We start from the raw sequence: 21811 nt of genomic DNA on the forward strand, positions 1-21811 counted from the left end.
GCGCCCGCGGGGTTACAGCTTGTAGGCGCGCTTGGGCAGGTGGTAGGCGAGGTCGACCGCGACTTCCGCGGCTTCGTCCTCTTCCATGCGGTGTTCGGCGACGAGCTTCGCCAGCACCGCGCAGTCGATGCGCCGGGCCACGTCGTGGCGCGCGGGGATCGACAGGAAGGCGCGGGTGTCGTCGTTGAAGCCGACGGTGTTGTAGAAGCCGGCGGTGCTCAGGGTCTGCTCGCGGAAGCGCCACATGCCTTCCGGCGCGTCGTGGAACCACCAGGCCGGGCCGAGGAACAGGCACGGGTAGTGACCGGCCATCGGGCCCAGCTCGCGCGAGTAGGTGCTCTCGTCGAGGGTGAACAGTATGAAGCGGAAGCCCGGCTCGTTGCCGAAGCGGTCCAGCAGCGGCTTGAGCGCGTGCACGTACTCGGTCGGCAGCGGCAGGTCGGCGCCGACGTTGCGGCCATGGCGCGCGAACAGCCGCGGGTTGTGGTTGCGATGGCAGCCCGGGTGCAGCTGCATCACCAGGCCGTCGTCCAGGCTCATCGCCGCCATCTCGGTCAGCACCTGGCCGCGGAACAGCGCCGCTTCCTGCGCGCTGAAGCCGCCCTTGAGGATCTTCGCGAACAGGCGTTCGGCCTCGGCACGCGACAGGTCGGCGGTCAGCGCGCTTTCGTGGCCGTGGTCGGTGGAGGTGGCGCCCATCGACTTGAAGAACCCGCGGCGGTTGCGGTGCGCGCGCAGGTAGCCGTCCCAGCTGAGCACGTCCTCGCCGGCGATCTCACCGAAACGCTGCAGTGCGCCGGCGAAGGCCTCGTGTTCCGGATCGACCACCTCGTCCGGGCGGTAGGCGGTGACCACCCTGCCGCTCCAGCCGCTGTCGCGGATCGCCTGGTGGTGGGCCAGCGGGTCCAGCGGGCCTTCGGTGGTGGCGATGACCTCGATGCCGAAGCGCTCGAACAGGGCGCGCGGGCGGAAGGCATCGGTCTGCAGCGCCGCGGTGATGGTGTCGTAGTAGTGGTCGGCGGTGCCGGCGTCCAGGCGCACGCGCAGGCCGAACACCTCGTGGAACACGTGGTTGAGCCACAGCGACGAGGGCGTGCCACGGAACAGGTGGAAGTTGCGCGCGAACAGCCGCCAGGCCTCGCGCGGATCCACCGCCGCGCGGCTGCCGTCGACGCGGGGGATGCCCAGCGCGTCCAGGTCGATGCCCTGGCTGTAGAGCATGCGGAACACGTAGTGGTCCGGCACCAGCAGCAGTTCGGTGGCGTTGGCGAAGTTGGCGTTGCCGGCGAACCAGGCCGGGTCGGTGTGGCCGTGCGGGCTGACGATCGGCAGCGCGGCGACCTGCGCGTACAGGCGGCGGGCGATGCCGCGCTGCGCCGGGTCGGCCGGAAACAGGCGGTCTTCGTGCAGGTGCAGGGGGCGGACGGTGGCGCTCATGGGGGATCCGGTATCGCGTAGGCGGGAATGTCGTCAGCGGCGCGCGCTTTCCGGCGGGCCGAGGGTGGTGGGCGGCCATGGCCGGCGCAGCACTTCGACGCGCTGGAACACCAGGCCCGGATCGACCAGCCACAGCTTGAGGGTGTTGGCGCCGGCGCGGACGCGGTGGCGCGAGCTGGCCGCATGCGAGTTGTCGATGACCGCCGCTTCCCAGGCGCGGAAATCGCGGTCGCCGGGAGTGGGGTCCAGGCGCACGTTCACCAGCTGCGGGGCCTCGTCGCCGATCGAGACGGCGTAGCGCAGGCCGCCGCGGTGGCGGATGTCGAGGGTGGGCGCCATGACCATGCGCACCTCGACCTCGCCGTCGTGGTCCATGACCAGCGGATATTCCAGGCGCGCGCCATCGCCGCCGGGCGTCGCCGGTTCGCCGGTGGCCGGCCACACGGTAACGCCGGACAGGGTGCGGCCCAGGTTCGGGATCACCTGCCATTGGCCACCGGCCGGCGGTACCGCGCGGCCGTAATGCTGGGCCTCGATCGCGACCACGCCATTGCCTTCGACGAAGCCGCGCACGCCGCGGTGCGCCGGGGGCTTGTGCACCGGCACGGTGACCGTCGCCTCGGTCCAGTCCCGGCCGCGGATGTAGACCTGGCCTTCGTGCTCGCCTTCCGGCAGCGCGTCCCAGTCCACTTCCAGCGTCAGCGGCTGCGCGTCGGCGACCTCGCCGGAAGCCGGCGAGACCTTCAGCCACGGCGTGCGGCTGCTGGCGGTAAACGCGACCGGCTGGCGGCCGCCGTTGAACACCACGATCGAACGGGTCGGCGCCCCGACCGGGTCCAGCACCGGCAGACGGGCGCCGTGCAGCGGATACGGCCAGCGCCGCGGATCGCCCTCGATGGCCACGCCGGTGATGCCCTTCTCCGGCACGTCGACCGTGGCCAGGGCGGGCAGGACGTTGCGTTCCGGCGACTGCCAGTGGGTATAGCCGATGCGTGGCTGCGACATCATGTGGACCCACTTGCCGCCGGCGATCTCCTGCTCGTACACGCGCTGCAGTTCGGCATCGCGGGTGAACAGCTCGCGCGCCCGCTCCCCCCAGGCGTTGGCCGAGGCGCGGCCCTGCGCCGCGTACAGGCGGTTGCGGCCGACCGCGACGTACAGGTGGTTGAGGTTGGCGCTGGCCAGCACCGGGTATTCGACCAGCTGGTACCAGGCGTCGCGGTGGCTGGGCGGGATCTTCTTCGCCAGTTCGAGGGTGCGCGCGACCAGCGCGTCCCATCCGGCAAGCACGCGGTCGGCCTCGTTCTCGTGGACCAGGCTCCAGGTGTCCGTGTCGATCAGCTCCGGCTTGCGGCGTGCGTTGTACTGCGTGTAGCGGGTCAGGATCTGGCCGATCTCCGCGGCGTGCTCCGGGCCGAACTGCTCGGCGGCCCAGGCGGCCGGATAGCGGGCGATCCAGGCCAGGTCGGCCGCGTCCGGGTCCCAGGCCTGGTCGAGGAAGGCGCTGATCGGCAGTTCCATCGGCTTGATGTCGCCGACGTTGACGATCCACAGCCGCTCCACCCCGTGCGCCCAGGCCAGGCGCATCTGCTCCCAGGCGCGCTCGACCTGGGTGGTGTTGAGCCACTTGTAGTTGCGCGGCCCGCCGACGTAGTCGAAGTGGTAGTACACGCCGTAGCCGCCGGCGCGGCGGCTGGCCGGGTCGGGCAGGCGGCGGATGTTGCCCCAGTTGTCGTCGGCGAACAGCAGGGTGACGTCGTCCGGCACGCGCATGCCGGCGTCGTAGTAGTCCTGCACCTCCTTGTACAGCGCCCACACCTGCGGGGTTTCCGCGGCGGGCCGGCCGGTGACCTCGGCGATGATCCGCCGCTGGTCGGCGACGATGCGCTCCAGCAGCGCGGTGGCGGTGCCCTCGGTCATGGCCTCGTCGCCGTCGCCGCGCATGCCCAGGGTGACCACCGCCTCGCGGCCCTGCAGGCGCTCGATGCCGCCGCGCCAGAACGCCTGCAGCGCCTGCGCGTTGCGGGTGTAGTCCCAGGGGCCCTTGCCCTCGCGCGACCACTCGTCGTGGGCGCGCATCATCGGCTCGTGGTGGGTGGTGGCGATGACCACGCCGTACTCGTCGGCGAGCTCGGCGTTGCGCGCATCGTCGGCGTAGAACGCGCGCGGCTGCCACATCGCCGGCCACAGGTAGTTGGCCTTGTGGCGCAGGATCAGCTGGAACACGCGCTCGTAGAAGCGGTGGTTGGTGCCGCCGAAGGTGGCCTTGCTCCAGCCACCCAGCGCCGGGTCCTCGTCGTTGATGAAGATGCCGCGGTACCTCACCTTCGGCGCGTCGACGAAGCGGCCCGGCGCCACGTGCAGGCTGGCCTTGCGCGGCGGCGGCACGTCGGCCCACCAGGTCCACGGCGACACGCCGATCCGGCGCGACAGCTCGTACAGGCCGAAGGCGGTTCCGCGACGGTCGGCGCCGGCCACCAGCAGGGCGCGGTCGATGCCAGGCTCCGGATGCTCGACCACCTTCAGCAGGTAGGCCTCCCAGGTCCCGGCCACGCCGGAGGTGTCGATGCCCTTGTCGCGCACGATGCGGTCGATGCGTGCGCTGCGGCCGAGGGTGCCGGCGATGACCGCCATGCGCGGCGACGGCGCGTCCGCCGGCGGTTGCCCCGCGACCGCGGCCAGGTCGGCGCGGAAGGCCTCGGCGGCGCGATGCACCGCGGAGAAGTCGGCTTCGTCGACCAGCACCGGCAGCGGCCGGCCGCGATCGACCAGGGCGAGGCTGCCGGCGACGGGCGTTTCGCAAACCGTCGCCGGACGGGCGCAGGCGTCGTTCCCGGCGGCGGCAGGGCCGGGCAGGGACAGCGCGGTGGCGAGGAGCAGGAGGAACAGGGATGGCCGGGTCATGCGTTTCCTCGGGGCAGGCGGGCCGCGGCGGTGGCGCGCGGCCCGCGCGGGACGGGATCGCGGCTCAGGTCTGCGGCCGCGGCACGTCGAGCGGTGCCGGCTGCAGCCGCGGCGCCAGCAGGTGCACGCACAGCAGCGCGAACAGGTAGGCCGAGCCGGCGATCAGGAAGATGGTCGTGTAGCTGCCGGTGGCCTGCAGCTGGCTGCCGGTGAAGTACGACATCGCCATGCCGCCGACCGCGCCGGCGAAGCCGCCGATGCCGACCACCGAGGCCACGGTCTGCCGCGGGAACATGTCCGAAGGCAGGGTCAGCACGTTGGCCGACCAGCCCTGGTGCCCGGCCATGGCCAGGCCGATCAGACCCACCGCCGCCCACAGGTTGTCGATCCGGGTGGCGAACACCACCGGCACCACGCATAGCGCGCACACCAGCATCGCGCCCTTGCGCGCGCGGTTCATGCTCCAGCCCAGGCGCACGAAGCGCCCGGCCAGCCAGCCGCCGGCGATGCTGCCGACGTCGGCCATCAGGTAGACGACGATGATCGGCGGGCCGATGCGCGCCAGCGACAGGTCGTATTCGGAGGCCAGGAACTTGCCGAGCCAGAACAGGAACAGCCACCACACCGGGTCGGTGATGAACTTGGCGGCCACGAACGACCAGGCCTGGCGGTGGCGCAGCAGCTGCAGCCACGGCACCTTCACCGTCGATTCCGGCGGATCGGAGCGGATGTGCGCCAGCTCGGCCGGCGACAGCCGCGGCTGCTGCTCGGGCGTGCGGTAGCGCGCCAGCCACAGCGCCAGCCAGGTCGCGCTGAGCGCGCCGGTGCACAGGAACGCGGCCTGCCAGCCCCAGGCCGCGGCGACCACCGGCACGATCAGCGGCGCGGCGATCGCGCCGATGTTGGAGCCGGCGTTGAAGATGCCCACCGCGAACGCGCGCTCGCGCTTCGGGAACCATTCGGCCACGGTCTTGACCGCGGCCGGGAAGTTGCCGGCCTCGCCCAGTCCCAGGGCGAAGCGGGCGATGACGAAGCCGAGCACGCTGGCGGCCAGCGCATGGCCCATCGCCGCCAGCGACCAGATGCCGATCGCCAGGGCGTAGCCGATGCGGGTGCCGAAGCGGTCGATCACCGCGCCGGCGCAGAGCAGGCCGATCGCGTAGGCGGCCTGGAAGGCCATGACGATGTAGCCGTACTGGATCTCGTTCCAGCCGATCTCGTCCTGCAGGAACGGCGCCAGCACGCCCAGCACCTGGCGGTCGATGTAGTTGATCGTGGTCGCCGCCAGCAGCATGGCGCAGACCCGCCAGCGGAAGCGGCCCACCGGCGTCGCCGCCGCCGGAGCCGTCGCCTGCGCGCTCACGCCGCCACCCCGGCCCGCGGCCCGCGGTGTGTCCCGTTACGCATGAATACGCCCCTCCCAGGGCCCGGCCAGGGCCGGCATCTTCTGATAGCGCTATCATTATCACAGCTTCCCCGGCCGCGCCCAGCCGCGTGCCGCCTCCGCCCGGTTCGCGGAATCCCCCATAAAAACATGATGCGACGCATCATCCCCGCCGCTGCTTCCTGATGGCCGGGGGGCATGCTGCTGTGCAGCGTGCGGCTATTGGAATGGTAGCGCTACCATCGGCGCGGCGTCCGCAGGCCCCGGTTTAGGAGCCTTCCGGCCGGCCCTGCAGGGATGTGGACGACCCGGGCCCCCGCCGACCAAGCGGTGGCGAAAACCATTCAACGAAGCCAACGCAACACCAGAAACGGGAGGGGAGTACGGTGCACAGGTATCTCGCAAGGAACACGCTTTCGGTCGCGCTCGGTGCGGCCATCTTCGGCGCTGCCGCGCCGGTCGCCATCGCCCAGGACGCGGCTTCGCCGGCGCCGTCGGGGCAGGAGCCCCAGGCCGTCCAGGCCACCGACCTCGACCAGGTCACGGTCCGCGGCTTCCGCCGCAGCCTGCAGTACTCGACCGAAGCCAAGCGCGATGCCACCGGCTTCGTCGACGCGATCTTCTCCGAAGACATCGGCAAGTTCCCGGACGTCAACATCGCCGAGTCGCTGGCGCGCGTGCCGGGCATCCAGATCAGCCGCGAACTCAACGGCGAAGGCCAGCGGATCGCGATCCGCGGCCTGGGCGACAGCTTCACCAAGACCACGATCAACGGCAACAGCGTCGCCACGGCGTCGATCTCCTACGACAACGCCAACCAGAACCGGGAAACGGACCTGAGCCTGTTCCCGAGCGAATTCTTCAACAAGGTCAGCGTCTACAAGTCGCCGAAGGCCAGCCTGCCGGAAGGCGGCGCCGCCGGCCTGGTCGACATGACCAACGCGCATGCCTTCGACAACCCGGGCACGCACCTGACCTACTCGCTGCAGGGCGCGCACAACAGCACCGCGGGCAAGACCTCGCCGCAGGGCACCCTGATCGGCAGCTGGACCAACGACGAAGGCACCTTCGGCGTGCTCGCCGGCGTGACCTCCATCCGCAACAAGATGGGCGTCAAGGGCTGGGAAGACGGCGGCAGCGACAACTGGACCACCCCGGCGCTGACCGCGGCCCAGTGCGGCGGCATCTGCGGCCCGGACGTCGGCACCAACCGCTGGGGCATCTGGCCCAGCGTGCCCACCGCGGCGCAGAACGCCGGCGCTTCGGCGGCGATGGTCGCCGCCGGCCTGACCCCGGGCGAGACGATCGACTCGGCATGGCTGCTGGCCCACAACCCGGGCCTGACCATGCAGCAGATCAACAACGCGCTGATCCCGGCGCTGGGCCGCCCGGCCAACATCTCCGGTACCCGCGACCGCGACTCCTTCCTGGGTTCGGTCGAGTGGCGTCCCACCGACGACATCCACGTGTGGGTCGACGGCCTGTACACCCAGGCGCAGCGCAACACCAAGCGCATGGACATGGACCTGCTGGGCCGCAACTTCAGCTCGCCCACCGGCATGGTCCCGCTGGACATGCAGGTCGACGGCAACAACGTCGTGACCGACGCGACCTTCGCCGGCGCGCAGGCCTTCCTGCAGTACCGTCCGTACACCGAGAGCGTCGACTACTGGCAGATCAACCCGGGCGCGACCTTCTGGTTCGGCGACGACGGCAACATCAAGCTGGACGTGGTCGGCGGCATCAGCCGCAGCTGGATGCGCCGCGTGATGCCGACCGTCATGGTCAACTCGCCGTACTTCGTGGCCGACTACACCAACCACAACGGCTTCCCGACCTACACTAGCGGCGACGTCGACCTGAACGACCCGAATGCGGGCTGGACCTTCAACGACATCCGCCTGCAGAACGAAAAGCGCCTGACCAAGACCTCGAACCTGCGCGCCGACCTGCAGCTCGGCGACGACAGCAACAACGTCCGGGTCGGCGTGTCCACCGACACCAACTTCCGCCGCATCCAGGCGTTCGACAACGGCGCCGCGTGGCGCACCAACGTCTACGCGAACATCTCCAACGCAGAGCTGAGCCAGTTCCTGGTGCGCGGCCCGGGCTTCATCGGGGTCGACTGGGGTTCGTTCATGGCCGCCACCGATTTCGCCAACTTCGCCAGCACCGCGCCCGAAGTGAACACCGGCGCGATCAACCAGCAGACCGGCAGCATCGACGAAACCACCAAGGCCGCCTACGTCGAAGTCAACACCGCTTCCGATGTCTGGGGTCGCGAGCTGCGCGTCAACGCCGGCGTGCGTTACGCCACCACCGACCACACCCTGTCCGGCCCGGTCACCCTCAACGGCGTGCGCCAGTGGCAGACGATCGAAGGCTCGTACGGCGAGTGGCTGCCGTCGTTCAGCGCAGCATGGGATGTCGCCGAGGACGTGGTCCTGCGCATGTCGGCCTCGAAGACGATGACCCGCCCGGCTCCGGGCTCGATGCTGCCGGGCACCACCCTGGGCGGTTCGGGCATCGACACCGCCACCCAGGGCAACCCGGAACTGGCGCCGTACATCTCGACCAACTTCGACATCGGCGGCGAGTGGTACACCGGCGACGAAGGCTTCGTCGGCGTGACCTTCTTCAACAAGCGCGTGCAGGGCTATACCTTCCAGGGCAGCACCCGCAAGACGCTGGCCGAGCTGGGCATCCCCTACGCCTCGCTGAACGCCCAGCAGCAGTCGGTGGTCGACAACGCCATCGGCGGCTACGACGCATTCACCGTGGCCGTGACCCAGCAGGTCAACGCCGACGCGGCGCTGAACGTGCGTGGCTGGGAAACGATCTGGGTGCAGCCGCTGGACTTCGTGTTCAACGGCCTGGGCTTCATGGCCAACTACACCAAGCTCAACGTCACCACCATCGGTCGCGACTCGACCGCGCTGGCCGGCAACATCTTCGGCGTCTCGCCCAAGATGTGGAACGCCACCGCGTACTGGGAGGGCAAGGTGGCCCAGGTGCGCCTGTCGTACAACTGGGCGGAGGGCGCGCCGATCAACGTCGGCCGCAGCAGCCTGCCGTGGGTGGAGAGCTTCTTCGAGGACCGTGGCCAGCTCGACCTGTCGGCCAGCTACACCCTCGCCAACCTGCCCACCAGCCCGCAGATCACGCTGAGCGCCACCAATCTGCAGAACAAGCCGCTGGTCGCGTACTTCGGCGAGAACATGGGCCGCACCTACTACGAGCCAGGCCGTACCATCACCCTCGGTATCCGCGGTACGTTCTGAGTGCAACGCGGTAGCTAGCAAGAAACGGAACGTGGCCCGCCCGGCGTCAGCGGGGCGGGCCACGCTTCTACGGGGGGCGCTGGCACCGGCGCCGGAAAATCTGCAACAACGGCCGGAATCAGCATGACCAGACACTCGGAAATCCTCAGCGTCACCGAAAAGGTGGGCTACAGCCTGGGCGACCTGGCGGCGAACCTGATCTTCCAGACGCTGATCACCTTCCTGGCCTTCTTCTACACCGATGTGTTCGGCATCCCGGCCGGCACCGCGGCGACCATCATCTTCGTGGTCGGCCTGGTCGGCGCCTTCGTGTTCACCCCGCTGGTGGCGGTGCTCGCCGACCGCACCCATTCGCGCTGGGGCAAGTTCCGGCCATGGATCCTGTGGACCGCGGTGCCGTTCGGCGTGCTGTCGCTGCTGGCGTTCAGCACCCCCGACCTGGGCCCGCAGGGCAAGGTCATCTACGCCGCGGCAACCTACACCCTGCTGGTGCTGGTGTACGCGGCCAACAACCTGCCGTACGCGGCGCTCAGCGGCGTGCTCACCGGCAACATGGGCCAACGCAACAGCCTGTCGGCCTACCGCTTCGTGGCGGTGATGATCGCCCAGCTGATGGTGCAGTCGGTGCTGCTGCCGCTGGTGCTGATCCTCGGCGACGGCGACAAGGTGCAGGGCTTCCAGAACGCGATGCTGCTGTTCGCCGCGGTCGGCACCGTGTTCCTGCTGCTGACCTTCTTCACCACCCGCGAGCGGGTGGTGCCGGCGCCGGAGCAGAAGTCCAGCATCGGCCAGGACATCGCCGACCTGGCCCGCAACCGGCCGTGGCTGGTGATGCTGCTGCTGACCATCCTGGTGTTCACCACCCTGGCGCTGAAGGGCGGCACCTACGTCTACTACTTCGAGTACTACCTGGACGAGGCCGCGCTGGGCGCGTTCCTGGTCGACATCGGCTTCATCCGCTTCATCGACGGGCTCAACGCCATGCTGACCGGGATGGGGCTGACCTCGTTCCACTGGCCCGAGGATCCGGCGACCTCGGTCTTTAGCCTGTTCAACGCCGGCGGCATCATCTTCATGATCGTGGGCATCGGCTTCTCCAGGAAGCTGGCGGACCGCTTCGGCAAGCGCGACGTGTTCGGCGTGGCGCTGTTCGTGTCCACGCTGTTCCTGCTCGGCTTCTACGTCTACCCGCCGGATGCGATCGGGATCGTGTTCCTGTCGCAGATCCTGCACGGCTTCTTCTACGGCATCACCATCCCGCTGCTGTGGGCGATGATCGCCGACGTGGCCGACTACTCGGAGTGGAAGAACAACCGCCGGGCCACCGCGATCATCTTCTCGGCGATGCTCTGCGGCCTGAAGCTGGGCCTGAGCATCGGCGGCGCGCTGGTTGCCGGCATCCTCGCCTACTACGGCTACCAGGCCGGCGCCGAATCGCAGTCGGCCGCCGCGGTCGACGGCATCCGCATGTCGGTCAGCATCTACAGCGGCCTGCCGTTCCTGGTCTGCTGCGCGCTGCTGTTCTTCTACGAAATCAACAAGCCCATGGAGTCGCGCATCGAGCGCGACCTGCGCGAGCGCCGTGCCCCGGCCGGCGCCGCGGCCTGAACCAAGAGGAGCTGATCCAGCAATGGCAGAACATTCCCGCACCCAAGAGCCGGCCCTGGGCGACGACCTGAAGGAGCTGGCCGAGCGGGCGATCTCCCAGCCGCTCGTGACCCACATCTACACCGCCGACCCGTCGGCGCACGTGTTCGACGGCAAGCTGTACGTGTACTGCTCGCACGACATCGAAGGCGGCGTGGCCTTCAACGACAACGGCGACCACTTCTGCATGGAGGACTACCACGTCATCGCGCTGGAGTCGCCGCAGGGGCCGGCCACCGACTGCGGCCTGGCCCTGCACGTGAGCGAGGTGCCGTGGGCGGAACGGCAGATGTGGGCGCCGGACGCGGCGCAGAAGGACGGCCGCTACTACCTCTACTTCCCGGCCAAGGCGCCGGATGGCCTGTTCCGCATCGGCGTGGCGGTGGGCGACCACCCGGCCGGTCCGTTCAGGCCCGAGCCCGAACCGATCGCGGGCACCTACTCGATCGACCCGGCGGTGTTCCGCGACGACGACGGCGAGCACTACCTGCTGTTCGGCGGCATCTGGGGCGGTCAGCTGCAGAAGTACCGCGACAACGCCTACGACGACGCCAACGAGGAACCGGTCGGCGACGTGCCGGCGCTGGGTCCGCGCATCGGACGCCTGGGCGCGGACATGAAGGAACTGGCCGAGCCGACCCGCGAGGTGCTGATCCTCGACGAGCACGGCCAGCCGCTGCGCGCCAACGACCACGAGCGCCGCTACTTCGAGGGCCCGTGGCTGCACAAGTACGGCGGCCGCTACTACCTGTCGTATTCCACCGGCAATACGCACCTGCTGTGCTACGCGACCGGCGACAACCCCTACGGTCCGTTCACCTACCAGGGCCACGTGCTGCGGCCGGTGGTCGGCTGGACCACGCACCATTCGATCTGCGAGGTCGACGGACGCTGGTACCTGTTCTACCACGACTCCCTGCTGTCCGGCGGCGTCACCCACCTGCGCTCGATCAAGTGCGCCGAACTGCAGCACGATGCCCAGGGCCGGATCGTCCCGATCGATCCCTATGGCGTCTGACCCCGGCGGGCCTGGGCCCGACCCGCAGGCGCCGTTGGCGCCGGGACCGCTGCTGCGCATCGGCGAGGGCGACCTGCAGGTGGGGGTCGCCCCGCGGGCCGGCGGGCGCATCGCGCAGATCCACAAGGACGGGGTGGCGCAGCTGGTCGGTCCGGACGACGGCTGGCCCTCGGCGATCGCCTGGGGCTGCTATCCGATGCTGCCGTGGGTCGGGCGCATCCGCCACGGCCGGTTCGCATTCGGCGGACGGCAGTGGCAGGTGCCGGCGAACATGGGCGGGCACGCGATCCATGGCGTGTCGATGTGGATGCCGTGGCAGGTCGACGCGCACGACGCGCGTTCGATCGGGATGAGCCTGCAGCTGCCGCGGGACTGGCGCTGGCCGTTCGGCGGGCGCGCACAGCAGTGGGTCGAAGTCGAAGGCCCGGGCCGGCTGGCGCTGCGCCTGTCGCTGCGGGCCGTGGCCGAACCGATGCCGGTGGCGATGGGCTGGCATCCGTGGTTCCGCAAGCCGGAACGCCTGGAGTTCCATCCATCCGCGATCTATCCACGCGACGCCGAGGGCATCGCCACGTTGCCGACGTCGGCGCCGACGCCGGGGCCGTGGGACGACTGCTTCCTCAACACCCGCGAAGTGGTGCTGCACCGTGCCGGGCAGCGCCTGCGCCTGGCTTCGGTTTGCGACCACTGGGTGGTCTACGACGAACCTGCGCACACCACCTGCGTCGAGCCGCAGACCGGCCCGCCGGATGCGTTCAACCTCATGCCGCGCTTGCTCGCGCCGGGCGAGGAGCTGCAGGCGTGGTTCCGGATGGAGTGGGACTGAGGGGCGACGGTCGCGGCGGTTCAGCCGCTGCAGCCGCCGCAGCAGACCGAGGGCTGCAGTTCGATGTCGGCCGCGGTGACGTGACAGCCGGAGGCGGCGATCGCCTCGGCCAGCTCCCGCGGGTGCGCCACGGTGGAGATGCGCAGCAGGCCGGAGGCGGCGTCGTGGTCGACCAGGGCGGCCGGATCGATTCCGAACAGCTGCGATTCGATCGCGCCGAGGTCCGGCTGGCCGGCGATGCGCACGTGGAATTCCATGGGGTTTTCCTTCCCGGTCGCGATGCGGCCGGTGGAGCGTCCGGCGCGCCGCGGGCGGCGCGCCGGGACAGGTGTTGCCGAGCTGGGCCTTACTTGGTGACGACCAGCTTGCCCTTCATCATGGCCGAGTGGCCCGGGAAGCTGCAGAAGAAGGTGTAGTCGCCGCCGGCGGCGAGGGCCTTGCCGGGGAAGGTGATCCTGGTCGACTCGCCGCCACCGATGACCTTGGTGTGGGCGATCACGCGGGCGTCGCCCGCCGGGACGTAGGCACCGGCCACGCCGGCCTTCATGCCGTCGCGGGCGATGCCGGCGACGTCGGCGGTCTTGGAGATGACCACGTTGTGGCCCATCACGTTGGCGGCCATCTTGCCGGTGTGGGCCAGCTCGACGGTGATGGTGGCGCAGCTTGCCGAGACGGTGGCTTCCTTCTGGTCGAACTTCATGGCGTCGTCGCCTTTGAGCGAGACGGTGCAGTTGCCGGCGGCCTGGGCCATGCCGGCGGCGCCGAGCAGGGCGAGGGCGACGAGGGTACGGGTAGCGTTCATGGGGTACTCCTGGTGTTTCGCGTTGGGGATGGAGGGAGCTTCAGGTCAGTCGGCCGCGGCCAGCGCGGCGCGGACCTGGGCGAGGAAAGCGGGATCGGGCGCGGTGCCCTTGACTTCGGAACGGGCCAGCGGCCTGCCTTCGGCATCGAGCAGGACCAGCACGCTGGTGTGGTTGATGCTGCCGTCCTCGCGGAAGCGGTAGCGCACGTCCAGCACGCTGGCCAGCGCGCGCACGTCGTCGTTGGCAGGCACAAGATAGCGCCAGTCGGCCGGCGAGCGGTGGTTGCGCGCCACCTCGGCCAATGCCGCGGGTGTGTCGCGCGCCGGGTCGAGGGTGATCATCGCCACGCCGAGGCGACCGCGTTCGGCTTCCGGCAGCTGTTTCCGCAGCGCCTTGGCGTTCTCGAGGATCAGCGGGCACATCAGGTGGCAGTTGGCGTAGAACATCGACACCAGCTGCGGGCGGCCGCGCAGGTCGGCCCATTGCAGCGGCTGGCCGTGCTGGTCGACCAGGCCGGCCTGCAGGTGGTACACCGAGTCGCCGGCAAGTTCGTGGGCCGCGGCGGCGACGCCGTTGGCGGACGCTGGCTGTGCGGCGGCCGGTCCGGCGTGAAGCCCGAGGGCCAGGCACAGGGCCAGGCCGAGCGGCGGCAAAGCGGGGCGGATATTCATGGCTGGCTCCTTGCGCAGCGGAATCCGAGGTTGCCCAGGGTGGCCCCGGGCTGGAGGGCCGACAGCAGGACGAAGCGCTTGACCACGCCGTAGTCGGCCGCGTCGTTGAACGCCAGCGCGCTGCCGCCGCAGAACTGCAGCGCATCGCCGTCGTCCTGGCCGCGGCGGTCGCCCTGGCCGAGCAGCGAGGAGAAATCGCCGGTCCATTCCCAGTACGCGCCGTGCAGGCCGTGCACGCCGTAGAGGTTCGCGGCGGCATCGGGCGCGGCGTCGGGCGCGCTGGGCGTGCCGTCGTTGACCTGGCGCAGGCGCCAGTGGCGGTCGCCGCGTGCGTCGGCGCGCGTGGCATCCGCAGCGGCGGCGTACTCCCACTCGATGAAGTCCGGCAGGCGTGCGCCCTGTTCGCGGCAGAACGCATCGGCCGCGTACCAGTTCACGTGCACCACCGGTGCCTCCGGGTCCAGGCGCGCGCCGGGTTCTTCCGGCGTGGCCCAGTGGCCGAGGTAGCCGGGGCTGGAGAACACCGCCGGCACCCGGTCGCGCCGCCACTGCGGCTGGCGCCGGAGGAACGCGGCGAACTGCGTGTTCGTCACCGGTCGGGCCATCAACTGGAAGGAAGCCACCGGCAGCGTTGCCGTGGCCTCCTCGAAACGCACCGCCGAACGGAACTGGGCCCCGGGGATCGCCTGCCAGGCGACCGAGGGGTCGCGGGCCCCGGCCGCCGGGCCAGCGGCGCCGGCGAGGGCCGGGCCGATGGCCAGGGCCGCGGCGATTGCCGGGGCCAGCAGCGGGAGGGGTTTGCGTTCCATGGTGGGTGCCTGCGGCTCCTTACTTGTACTGGCTGCCCTGCGGCTCGCCTTCCGGGTACTCGATGTCGTGCTGCTGGTGGCTGTAGATCTCCGGGCGGTCCTCGCCATCGACCTTCAGGATGCCCAGCGCGCCCTTGTGGAACGCGCGGAAGATGCTGTGGTCGACCAGCACGAAGTTGCCGGGCACGTCCGCCGTGAACTCGACGATGGCCGAGCCGCCGGCCGGGATCAGCGTGGTCTGCACGTTCTCCTGGTACTTCGTGCCGCCCTCGACGTAGACCTTGTCGAAGATCTCGCCGATCACGTGGAAGCTCGACACCAGGTTGGGGCCGCCGTTGCCGACGAACATGCGGATCTTCTCGCCGGCCCTGGCCTCCAGCGCGTTGTCGCCGGTGAGCGCGCCGACCGAACCGTTGAACACCACGTAGGTCGGCTTCTCGTCGATGCCCTTCTCCAGGCTGAAGCCCTGCAGGCCCTTCTCGCCGTTCTCGCCTTCCGTGTAGAAGTCGCCCTGCATGACGTAGAACTCCTTGTCCACCGGCTCCAGGCCTTCCTCCGGCTCGACCAGGATCAGGCCGTACATGCCGTTGGCCACGTGCATCGCGACCGGCGGCATCGCGCAGTGGTACACGTACAGGCCCGGGTTCAGCGCCTTGAACGTGAACTGCGTTTCGCGGCCCGGCAGGGTGAACGTGGCCTCGGCGCCACCGCCCTGGCCGGTCACGGCGTGCAGGTCGATGTTGTGCGACATGTGCGAGCTGTGGTGGTTCTTCAGCTTGAACTCGACCGTGTCGCCCTCGCGCACGCGGATGAAGCTGCCCGGCACCGTGCCGCCGAAGGTCCAGAAGTTGTAGGTGACGCCGTCGTCCAGGCGCATTTCCTTCTCGACCATCTCCAGGTCGATGACGACCTTGGCCGGACTCTTGCGCGTGATCGGGGCCGGCACCAGCGGCGGCGCGGTCAGCTGCGCCTGGATCACGGGCAGCTGCGCGGCATCGGCGGCGGGCTTGGCGGCGATGGCCTGTCCGGCGAACACGGCGGCGATGGCGCCGGCCAGCGCACAGGCGAGAAGGGGGGCGTGACGGTTCTTCATGGCGCTTCTCTTTCCTTGGTCAGTGGTCTACGGGCCAAGCGTGCGCCGGCGTACTGAGGGTGCTCATTGACCTGGATCAAGAGCCCTGCGTCATTGCGCGGACCGCTTGACAAAGGTCAAGCGCGCCCCCGGTTGGGACATTTTGTCCAACGCCCGTGGTCTTGCGCGGGCGGACAATTGCTCCGTCGAGAAGAGAACAGACAGACGGAACAGAGCCGTGAGAAGAAGGAACCTGCTTGCCTGCGCCCTCGCCGGCGCCCTTGCCGCCCCGCTGCCCGCGCTGGCGGATCCACAATCCCCACCGCAACCCGGACACGTGCACGACGCCGGCGAGCTGCTCGCCGCGGTGACCGACCTCGACGGCGTGGTCGTGCTGGGCGTGGCGCCGATCGCCGCCAGCACCTTCGTCACCGATCCGAAGCTGCCGCGCCAGCCGGTACCGGCCAGCGACGGCGCCGACTACCTCAAGACCATCCCCGGTTTCTCCACCCTGCGCAGCGGCGGCACCAACGGCGATCCGGTGCTGCGCGGCATGTTCGGCTCGCGCATCGCGCTGCTGACCAACGACGGCGCGCTCAGCGGCGCCTGTCCCTCGCGCATGGACAACGCGATGTCGTACATCGCCCCCGAAACCTACGACCGGCTGACCGTGATCAAGGGCCCGCAGACCGTGCTGTGGGGCGGCGGTGCTTCCGCCGGCACGGTGCGCTTCGAGCGCGAGATCCCGTACTTCGACCGCCCCGGCGTGCGCGCGCAGGGAAGCCTGCTGGCCGGCAGCCACGACCGCAACGACCAGGTCCTCGACGCCAGCGCCGGCACGCCGCGCGGCTACGTGCGCCTGTCGGGCAACCGCTCCGAGGCCGACGACTACCGAGACGGCGACGGCCGCAGCGTGCCTTCGGCCTGGCGCAAGTGGAACACCGACGCGGCGGTCGGCTGGACGCCGGACGAGGACACGGTGCTGGAGCTTTCCGCCGGCACCGGCGACGCGCAGGCACGCTATGCCGGGCGCGGCATGGACGGCATCCGCTTCGACCGCGAAAGCCTGGGCCTGCGGTTCGAGAGGAAGCACATCGGCGGCGTGCTCGACGCGGTGGCGGCCAACGTCTACCGCAACGAGGTCGACCACCTGATGGACAACTACAGCCTGCGCGATCCCGACCCGGCCGGCAGCATGCCGATGCCGATGGCCAGCAACGTCGGCGACACCAGCCAGGGCGGGCGCCTGGCGCTGACCTGGCAGCAGGACCGCTGGGAACTGACCGCCGGCGTCGACGGCAGGCAGAGCGAACACCGCCGGCGCAGCGCTTCGGGCCGCGGCGCGTGGAAGAACCAGCCGTGGACGCATGACGCGCGCTTCCGCACGCTGGGCGTGTTCGCCGAATCGCACTGGCACATCGACGACGTGCACCACCTGATGTCGGGCCTGCGCGTGGACCGCGCGCAGGTCGACGACCGCCGCGCGACCACCACCGGCATGATGCCGGTGCCGAATCCCACCGCCGGCCAGCGCCGCAGCGAGACCCTGCCCGGCGGCTTCGTCCGCTACGAGCACGACATGGGCGGCAGCTTCGGCTGGTACGCCGGCATCGGCCACGCCGAGCGCATGCCCGACTACTGGGAGCTGTTCTCGCCCAGCCGCGGCCCGGATGGCGCGGCCAACGCCTTCGCCGGTGTGCGCCCGGAGCGCACCACGCAGCTGGATGCCGGCCTGCAGTACCGCCACGGCGGCGTCGAGGCCTGGGCTTCGGTCTACGCCGGCCGCATCGACGACTACATCGTGTTCGACTACCTGTCCGGCGGGATGATGGGCAGCACCACCCGCGCGCGGAACCTCGACGCCGACATCGCCGGCGGCGAACTGGGCGTGGACTGGAAGGCAGCCGAGGGGCTGAAGCTGTCGGGCGTGGTCGCCTACGCCTGGGGCCGCATCGGCGAAGGTGCGCTGCCGCAGATGCCGCCGCTGGAGGCGCGGCTGTCGGCCGGCGGCGGGCGCGGCGCGTGGACCTGGGGCGCACTGCTGCGCATGGCCGCGGCGCAGCACCGGGTCAGCACCGCGCAGGGCAACGTGGTCGGCCGCGACCTCGGCCCGAGCCCGGGCTTCGCGGTGTTCTCGCTCAACGGTGGCTACCGCTTCAGCGAACGCGTGCAACTCACCGCCGGCATCGACAACCTGTTCGACCGCGCCTACCGCGAGCACCTCAACGTGGCCGGCAACAGCGGCTTCGGCTATCCGGCCGAACCGGAGCGCATCGCCGAGCCGGGGCGCACAGCCTGGCTGAAGCTCAACTTCAGCTACTGAGCGATGGCCGGCGGCGGCCTGCGCCGCCGGCACCCGGTCGATCGCCGGGACTGGACCGGGCCGAGGTGCTGCCGTGCCGTGCAGCACCGGCCCGGTGCCGGCCGGCACCGCGCCTGCGCTTGACCTGCGTCATCGTCGGCCACCGCGGCCTTGCCTAGGGTCTGGAAGTCCCGCCACAGGCCGCTTCCCATGCACGACCTCCGCCAGTTCCTGCAACACCTCGCCCGCCACGGGCAGCTGCTCGAGACCGATGCCCAGGTCGATCCGGAACTGGAGAGCACGGCGCTGTGCCAGCGTGCCTTGCGCGACGGTGGCCCCGCATTGCTGATGCACAATCCGGTCGGGTCGCGCCATCCCCTGCTGGGCAACCTGTTCGGACACCGCCGCCGGATCGAGCTGGCGATCGGCGACCGGCCGGTGGCTTCGCTGCGCGAGCTCGGCCAGCTGCTGGCGTCGCTGAAGGAACCGCGCTGGCCATCCAGCCTGCGCGACGCGCTGCAGAGCTGGCCGGAACTGGCGCAGCTGGCGCACGTGGCGCCGCGGCGCGTGGAGGAGGCTGCGTTCGACGAGGAGGTGGTGGAGGGTGGCGACGTCGACCTGGCACGACTGCCGATCCAGCGCTGCTGGCCGGAGGACGCCGGCCGCCTGATCACCTTCGGCCTGGTGGTCACCCGCGGCGTGCACCAGGCCCGGCAGAACGTGGCGATCTACCGGCAGCAGCTGCTCGGCCGCAACCGCGTGATCATGCGCTGGCTGGCGCACCGCGGCGGCGCGCAGGACTACGCGTCCTGGCAGCACGCCTTCCCGGACAGGCCCTTCCCGGTGCTGGTGGCGATCGGTGCCGACCCGGCGACGATGCTGGCGGCGGTGGCGCCGGTGCCGGACACGCTGTCGGAGTACGAGTTCGCCGGCCTGCTGCGCGGTTCGCGTACCCGGCTGTGGCGCAGCGCACTCACCGGGCTGGACGCACCGGCGGGTGCGGAGATCCTGCTCGAGGGCTTCATCCATCCCGGCGACACCGCGCTGGAAGGGCCGTTCGGCGACCACACCGGCTACTACAACGCGCAGGGCACCTTCCCGGTCCTGACCGTCGAGCGGATGCGCATGCGTCGCGACGCGATCTACCACGGCAGCTACATGGGACGCTCGCCGCTGGACGAGCCCTCGGTGCTGTCGATGGCGCTCAACGAGGTCTTCGTGCCGATCCTGCGCAAGGTGTTTCCGGAGATCGTCGATTTTCACCTGCCACCGGAGGCGTGCTCGTACCGCATCGCGGTGGTGTCGATCCGCAAGCAGTATCCCGGCCATGCGCGCCGGATCATGATGGGCATCTGGTCCTACCTGCGCCAGTTCACCTACACCAAGTTCGTGATCGTCACCGACGAGGACGTGGACGTGCGCGACTGGGGCCAGGTCGTCTGGGCGATCTCCACGCGCGTCGATCCCGCGCGCGACAGCATGCTGGTGGAGAACACGCCGATCGACTACCTCGACTTCGCCACGCCGGTGTCCGGGCTGGGCTCCAAGCTCGGCCTCGACGCCACCCGCAAGTGGCCGGCCGAATCCGCGCGCGAATGGGGTCGCCCCATCGTCCAGGATCCCCGGGTCGAGCAGCGCATGGCCGACCTGTGGACGCGGCTGACGCGTGCATCGGAACCTGACATGGATCAATGAGCGCGGCGACCGGCGCGCCTAGGATGGCCGCTTCCCTGGGAGAGGAGGGGTGCGATGCAACTGGTGTGTCCGGCCGGCAACCTGCCGGCATTGCGCGCGGCGATCGACGCCGGGGCCGACGCGGTCTACGCCGGCTTCCGCGACCAGACCAACGCGCGCGCCTTCCCCGGGCTGAACTTCGACGACCGCGAGCTGCGCCAGGGCATCGCCTACGCCCATGCGCTGGACCGCCAAGTCTACCTCGCGCTCAACACCTATCCGGACAGCATCCGCCTGGTGCACTGGCAGGCTGCGGTCGACCACGCCGCCGAACTGGGCGTGGACGCGATCATCGCCGCGGAAATGGGCGTGCTCGACTACGCGTGCCGGCACTACCCGCAGCTGCCGCGGCACCTGTCGGTGCAGGGTTCGGCCACCACCGCGCCTGCACTGAAGTACGCCCATGAGCGCTTCGGCATCGCCCGCGCGGTGCTGCCACGGGTCCTGTCGGTACAACAGGTCGAGCGCCTGTGCGAGGCCTCGCCGGTGCCGCTGGAGGTGTTCGCCTTCGGCAGCCTGTGCATCATGGTCGAAGGCCGCTGCCAGCTGTCCAGCTACGTCACCGGCAAGTCGCCCAACCGCCACGGCGTGTGCTCGCCGGCCAATTTCGTGCGCTGGGACGAACACGCCGACAGGAGCCGCAGCGTGCGCCTCAACGGCGTTCTGATCGACCGCTTCGCCGAGGCCGAGCCGGCCGGCTACCCGACCGTCTGCAAGGGCCGTTACGCCGTCGCCGGCGAGGTGTTCCACGCGCTCGAGGAACCGACCAGCCTCAACACGCTGGAGCTGCTGCCGCGGCTGGCCCAGGCCGGCGTGGCGGCGCTGAAGATCGAAGGCCGCCAGCGCGGTGTGGCTTACGTGCGCGCGGTGGCCTCCACCTGGCGCAAGGCCATCGACCGCTACCGCGAGTCGCCGGAGCGCTGGACCACCGAGGATGCCTGGCAGCAGGCCCTGTCCGCGCACGCCGAAGGCCAGCAGACCACGCTCGGCCCCTACCACCGCGCCTGGCACTGAGTGCCGGAGGAACCTGACGCATGAAGCTGAGCCTGGGTCCGTTGCAGTACTTCTGGCCGCGCGAGCAGACGCTCGCCTTCTACGGCCGCGTCGCCTCCATGCCGGTGGACATCGTCTACCTGGGCGAGACCGTGTGCAGCAAGCGCCGCGAACTGCGCACGGCCGACTGGCTGGCACTGGCCGACGAGCTGGCCTCGGCCGGCAAGGAGGTGGTGCTGTCCACGCTGGCGCTGGTCGAGGCCGAGTCCGAACTGGGCGTGCTGCGCAGCCTGGTCGGCAACGGCCGCTTCCTGGTCGAGGCCAACGACCTGTCGGCGGTCCAGCTGTGCCGCGAGCAGGGCGTGCCGTTCGTGGGCGGCCCTTCGCTCAACGTGTACAACCATCGCGCGCTGGCGATGCTGCAGGAAGACGGGATGCAGCGCTGGGTTCCGGGGGTCGAACAGGGCCAGCTGCTGCTGCACGAGATCCGCGCGATGCTCGAGGCCAGCGGCGGGCGCATGCCGCCGCTGGAAATGCTCGCCTGGGGCCGGCTGCCGCTGGCGTATTCGGCGCGCTGCTTCACCGCCCGTGCGCTGGACCTGCCGAAGGACCAGTGCGGCTTCCGCTGCATCGAGCATCCCCACGGCCTGCCGCTGGCCACGCGCGAGGGCGAACCGTTCATGACCATCAACGGCATCCAGGTGCAGGGTGCGGAGATCGTCGACATGGCGCCCGAATGCGCCGAGCTGGCGGCCAGCGGCGTGGAGGTGCTGCGGCTGGCGCCGCAGGCCGGCGGCATGGACGAAGTGGTCGCGCACTTCCGCGCCGCGATCGGAGCGCAGGAACCGGTGCAGCGGCGCGGTGCCGCCAACGGCTACTGGCGCGGTGGCCCCGGCAAGGCCGCGCTGCCGGCGGTGCCCGCGGCCTGAG

General features: G+C 70.3%; 16 protein-coding genes. 8 read left to right on the top strand and 8 right to left on the bottom strand.

Going from position 1 to position 21811, the window contains the following annotated elements:
- Nucleotides 1-12: 12 nt before the first annotated feature.
- From uxaC to M503_RS0113670, 3 genes are all read right to left on the bottom strand, one after another.
- Complete coding sequence (gene uxaC, locus M503_RS0113660) at nucleotides 13-1437, bottom strand: glucuronate isomerase (protein ID WP_028916822.1); 1425 nt, start codon at nucleotides 1435-1437, stop codon at nucleotides 13-15.
- A 33-nt stretch (nucleotides 1438-1470) separates the two neighbouring features.
- Nucleotides 1471-4341, bottom strand: a complete 2871-nt coding sequence (locus tag M503_RS0113665) for a glycosyl hydrolase 115 family protein (protein ID WP_028918785.1) — start codon at nucleotides 4339-4341, stop codon at nucleotides 1471-1473.
- 64 nt (nucleotides 4342-4405) lie between these two features.
- Nucleotides 4406-5704 carry an MFS transporter gene (locus M503_RS0113670; RefSeq protein WP_028918784.1) on the bottom strand — a complete coding sequence of 433 codons (1299 nt, stop codon included), beginning with the start codon at nucleotides 5702-5704 and terminating at the stop codon, nucleotides 4406-4408.
- 407 nt (nucleotides 5705-6111) lie between these two features.
- On the opposite strand from M503_RS0113670, the gene M503_RS0113675 reads away from it, so the two are divergent.
- The 4 genes from M503_RS0113675 (at nucleotide 6112) to M503_RS0113690 (ending at nucleotide 12497) form a co-directional block, all read left to right on the top strand.
- Nucleotides 6112-9006, top strand: a complete 2895-nt coding sequence (locus M503_RS0113675; protein ID WP_028918783.1) for a TonB-dependent receptor — start codon at nucleotides 6112-6114, stop codon at nucleotides 9004-9006.
- Nucleotides 9007-9129: 123 nt separating this feature from the next.
- A complete protein-coding gene (locus M503_RS0113680) occupies nucleotides 9130-10614 on the top strand; it encodes an MFS transporter (protein ID WP_028918782.1) in 1485 nt (494 codons plus the stop codon).
- A 22-nt stretch (nucleotides 10615-10636) separates the two neighbouring features.
- Complete coding sequence (locus M503_RS0113685) at nucleotides 10637-11671, top strand: glycoside hydrolase family 43 protein (protein WP_051412500.1); 1035 nt, start codon at nucleotides 10637-10639, stop codon at nucleotides 11669-11671.
- Between the two features lie 34 nt (nucleotides 11672-11705).
- Complete coding sequence (locus M503_RS0113690) at nucleotides 11706-12497, top strand: aldose 1-epimerase (protein ID WP_331280012.1); 792 nt, start codon at nucleotides 11706-11708, stop codon at nucleotides 12495-12497.
- A gap of 20 nt (nucleotides 12498-12517) precedes the next feature.
- Here the strand turns inward: M503_RS0113690 and M503_RS0113695 are convergent, their stop codons facing one another.
- The 5 genes from M503_RS0113695 to nirK all read right to left on the bottom strand — a co-directional run bounded on the left by M503_RS0113695 (nucleotide 12518) and on the right by nirK (nucleotide 15873).
- Complete coding sequence (locus tag M503_RS0113695; RefSeq protein ID WP_028918780.1) at nucleotides 12518-12754, bottom strand: hypothetical protein; 237 nt, start codon at nucleotides 12752-12754, stop codon at nucleotides 12518-12520.
- 89 nt (nucleotides 12755-12843) lie between these two features.
- The gene (gene azu / locus M503_RS0113700; RefSeq protein ID WP_028916830.1) at nucleotides 12844-13299 is read right to left on the bottom strand and encodes an azurin; all 456 of its coding nucleotides are present in this window, start codon (nucleotides 13297-13299) and stop codon (nucleotides 12844-12846) included.
- Nucleotides 13300-13344: 45 nt separating this feature from the next.
- On the bottom strand, nucleotides 13345-13971 hold the full coding sequence (locus tag M503_RS0113705) for an SCO family protein (RefSeq protein WP_028918779.1): 627 nt from the start codon (nucleotides 13969-13971) through the stop codon (nucleotides 13345-13347).
- Nucleotides 13968-14780 (bottom strand): formylglycine-generating enzyme family protein, encoded by an 813-nt coding sequence (locus tag M503_RS0113710; protein WP_028918778.1) that lies wholly within the window; start codon nucleotides 14778-14780, stop codon nucleotides 13968-13970. Before M503_RS0113710 ends, M503_RS0113705 begins: the two co-directional genes overlap by 4 nt.
- A 19-nt stretch (nucleotides 14781-14799) precedes the next feature.
- A complete protein-coding gene (gene nirK / locus M503_RS16565) occupies nucleotides 14800-15873 on the bottom strand; it encodes a copper-containing nitrite reductase (RefSeq protein ID WP_037061499.1) in 1074 nt (357 codons plus the stop codon).
- A 316-nt stretch (nucleotides 15874-16189) separates the two neighbouring features.
- On the opposite strand from nirK, the gene M503_RS0113720 reads away from it, so the two are divergent.
- The 4 genes from M503_RS0113720 (at nucleotide 16190) to M503_RS0113735 (ending at nucleotide 21810) form a co-directional block, all read left to right on the top strand.
- The gene (locus tag M503_RS0113720; protein WP_428992207.1) at nucleotides 16190-18175 is read left to right on the top strand and encodes a TonB-dependent copper receptor; all 1986 of its coding nucleotides are present in this window, start codon (nucleotides 16190-16192) and stop codon (nucleotides 18173-18175) included.
- 189 nt (nucleotides 18176-18364) lie between these two features.
- Entirely contained in the window at nucleotides 18365-19849 is a 1485-nt protein-coding gene (locus M503_RS0113725; protein ID WP_028918776.1) for a UbiD family decarboxylase, read from the top strand.
- A gap of 54 nt (nucleotides 19850-19903) precedes the next feature.
- Nucleotides 19904-20902 (top strand): ubiquinone anaerobic biosynthesis protein UbiU, encoded by a 999-nt coding sequence (gene ubiU / locus M503_RS0113730; RefSeq protein WP_028918775.1) that lies wholly within the window; start codon nucleotides 19904-19906, stop codon nucleotides 20900-20902.
- Nucleotides 20903-20922: 20 nt separating this feature from the next.
- A complete protein-coding gene (locus M503_RS0113735; protein WP_028918774.1) occupies nucleotides 20923-21810 on the top strand; it encodes a U32 family peptidase in 888 nt (295 codons plus the stop codon).
- Nucleotide 21811 lies beyond the last annotated feature (1 nt).

The organism is Pseudoxanthomonas suwonensis J47 (assembly GCF_000513955.1).
Taxonomy (GTDB): Bacteria; Pseudomonadota; Gammaproteobacteria; order Xanthomonadales; family Xanthomonadaceae; genus Pseudoxanthomonas; species Pseudoxanthomonas suwonensis_C.

Excerpts from the sequence above, each read along its gene's own strand:
- uxaC (WP_028916822.1), bottom strand. The coding sequence starts at position 1,437 with ATGAGCGCCACCGTCCGCCCCCTGCACCTGCACGAAGACCGCCTGTTT.
- M503_RS0113665 (WP_028918785.1), bottom strand. The coding sequence starts at position 4,341 with ATGACCCGGCCATCCCTGTTCCTCCTGCTCCTCGCCACCGCGCTGTCC.
- M503_RS0113680 (WP_028918782.1), top strand. The coding sequence starts at position 9,130 with ATGACCAGACACTCGGAAATCCTCAGCGTCACCGAAAAGGTGGGCTAC.
- M503_RS0113685 (WP_051412500.1), top strand. The coding sequence starts at position 10,637 with ATGGCAGAACATTCCCGCACCCAAGAGCCGGCCCTGGGCGACGACCTG.
- M503_RS0113695 (WP_028918780.1), bottom strand. The coding sequence starts at position 12,754 with ATGGAATTCCACGTGCGCATCGCCGGCCAGCCGGACCTCGGCGCGATC.
- azu (WP_028916830.1), bottom strand. The coding sequence starts at position 13,299 with ATGAACGCTACCCGTACCCTCGTCGCCCTCGCCCTGCTCGGCGCCGCC.
- M503_RS0113705 (WP_028918779.1), bottom strand. The coding sequence starts at position 13,971 with ATGAATATCCGCCCCGCTTTGCCGCCGCTCGGCCTGGCCCTGTGCCTG.
- M503_RS0113710 (WP_028918778.1), bottom strand. The coding sequence starts at position 14,780 with ATGGAACGCAAACCCCTCCCGCTGCTGGCCCCGGCAATCGCCGCGGCC.
- nirK (WP_037061499.1), bottom strand. The coding sequence starts at position 15,873 with ATGAAGAACCGTCACGCCCCCCTTCTCGCCTGTGCGCTGGCCGGCGCC.
- M503_RS0113725 (WP_028918776.1), top strand. The coding sequence starts at position 18,365 with ATGCACGACCTCCGCCAGTTCCTGCAACACCTCGCCCGCCACGGGCAG.
- ubiU (WP_028918775.1), top strand. The coding sequence starts at position 19,904 with ATGCAACTGGTGTGTCCGGCCGGCAACCTGCCGGCATTGCGCGCGGCG.
- M503_RS0113735 (WP_028918774.1), top strand. The coding sequence starts at position 20,923 with ATGAAGCTGAGCCTGGGTCCGTTGCAGTACTTCTGGCCGCGCGAGCAG.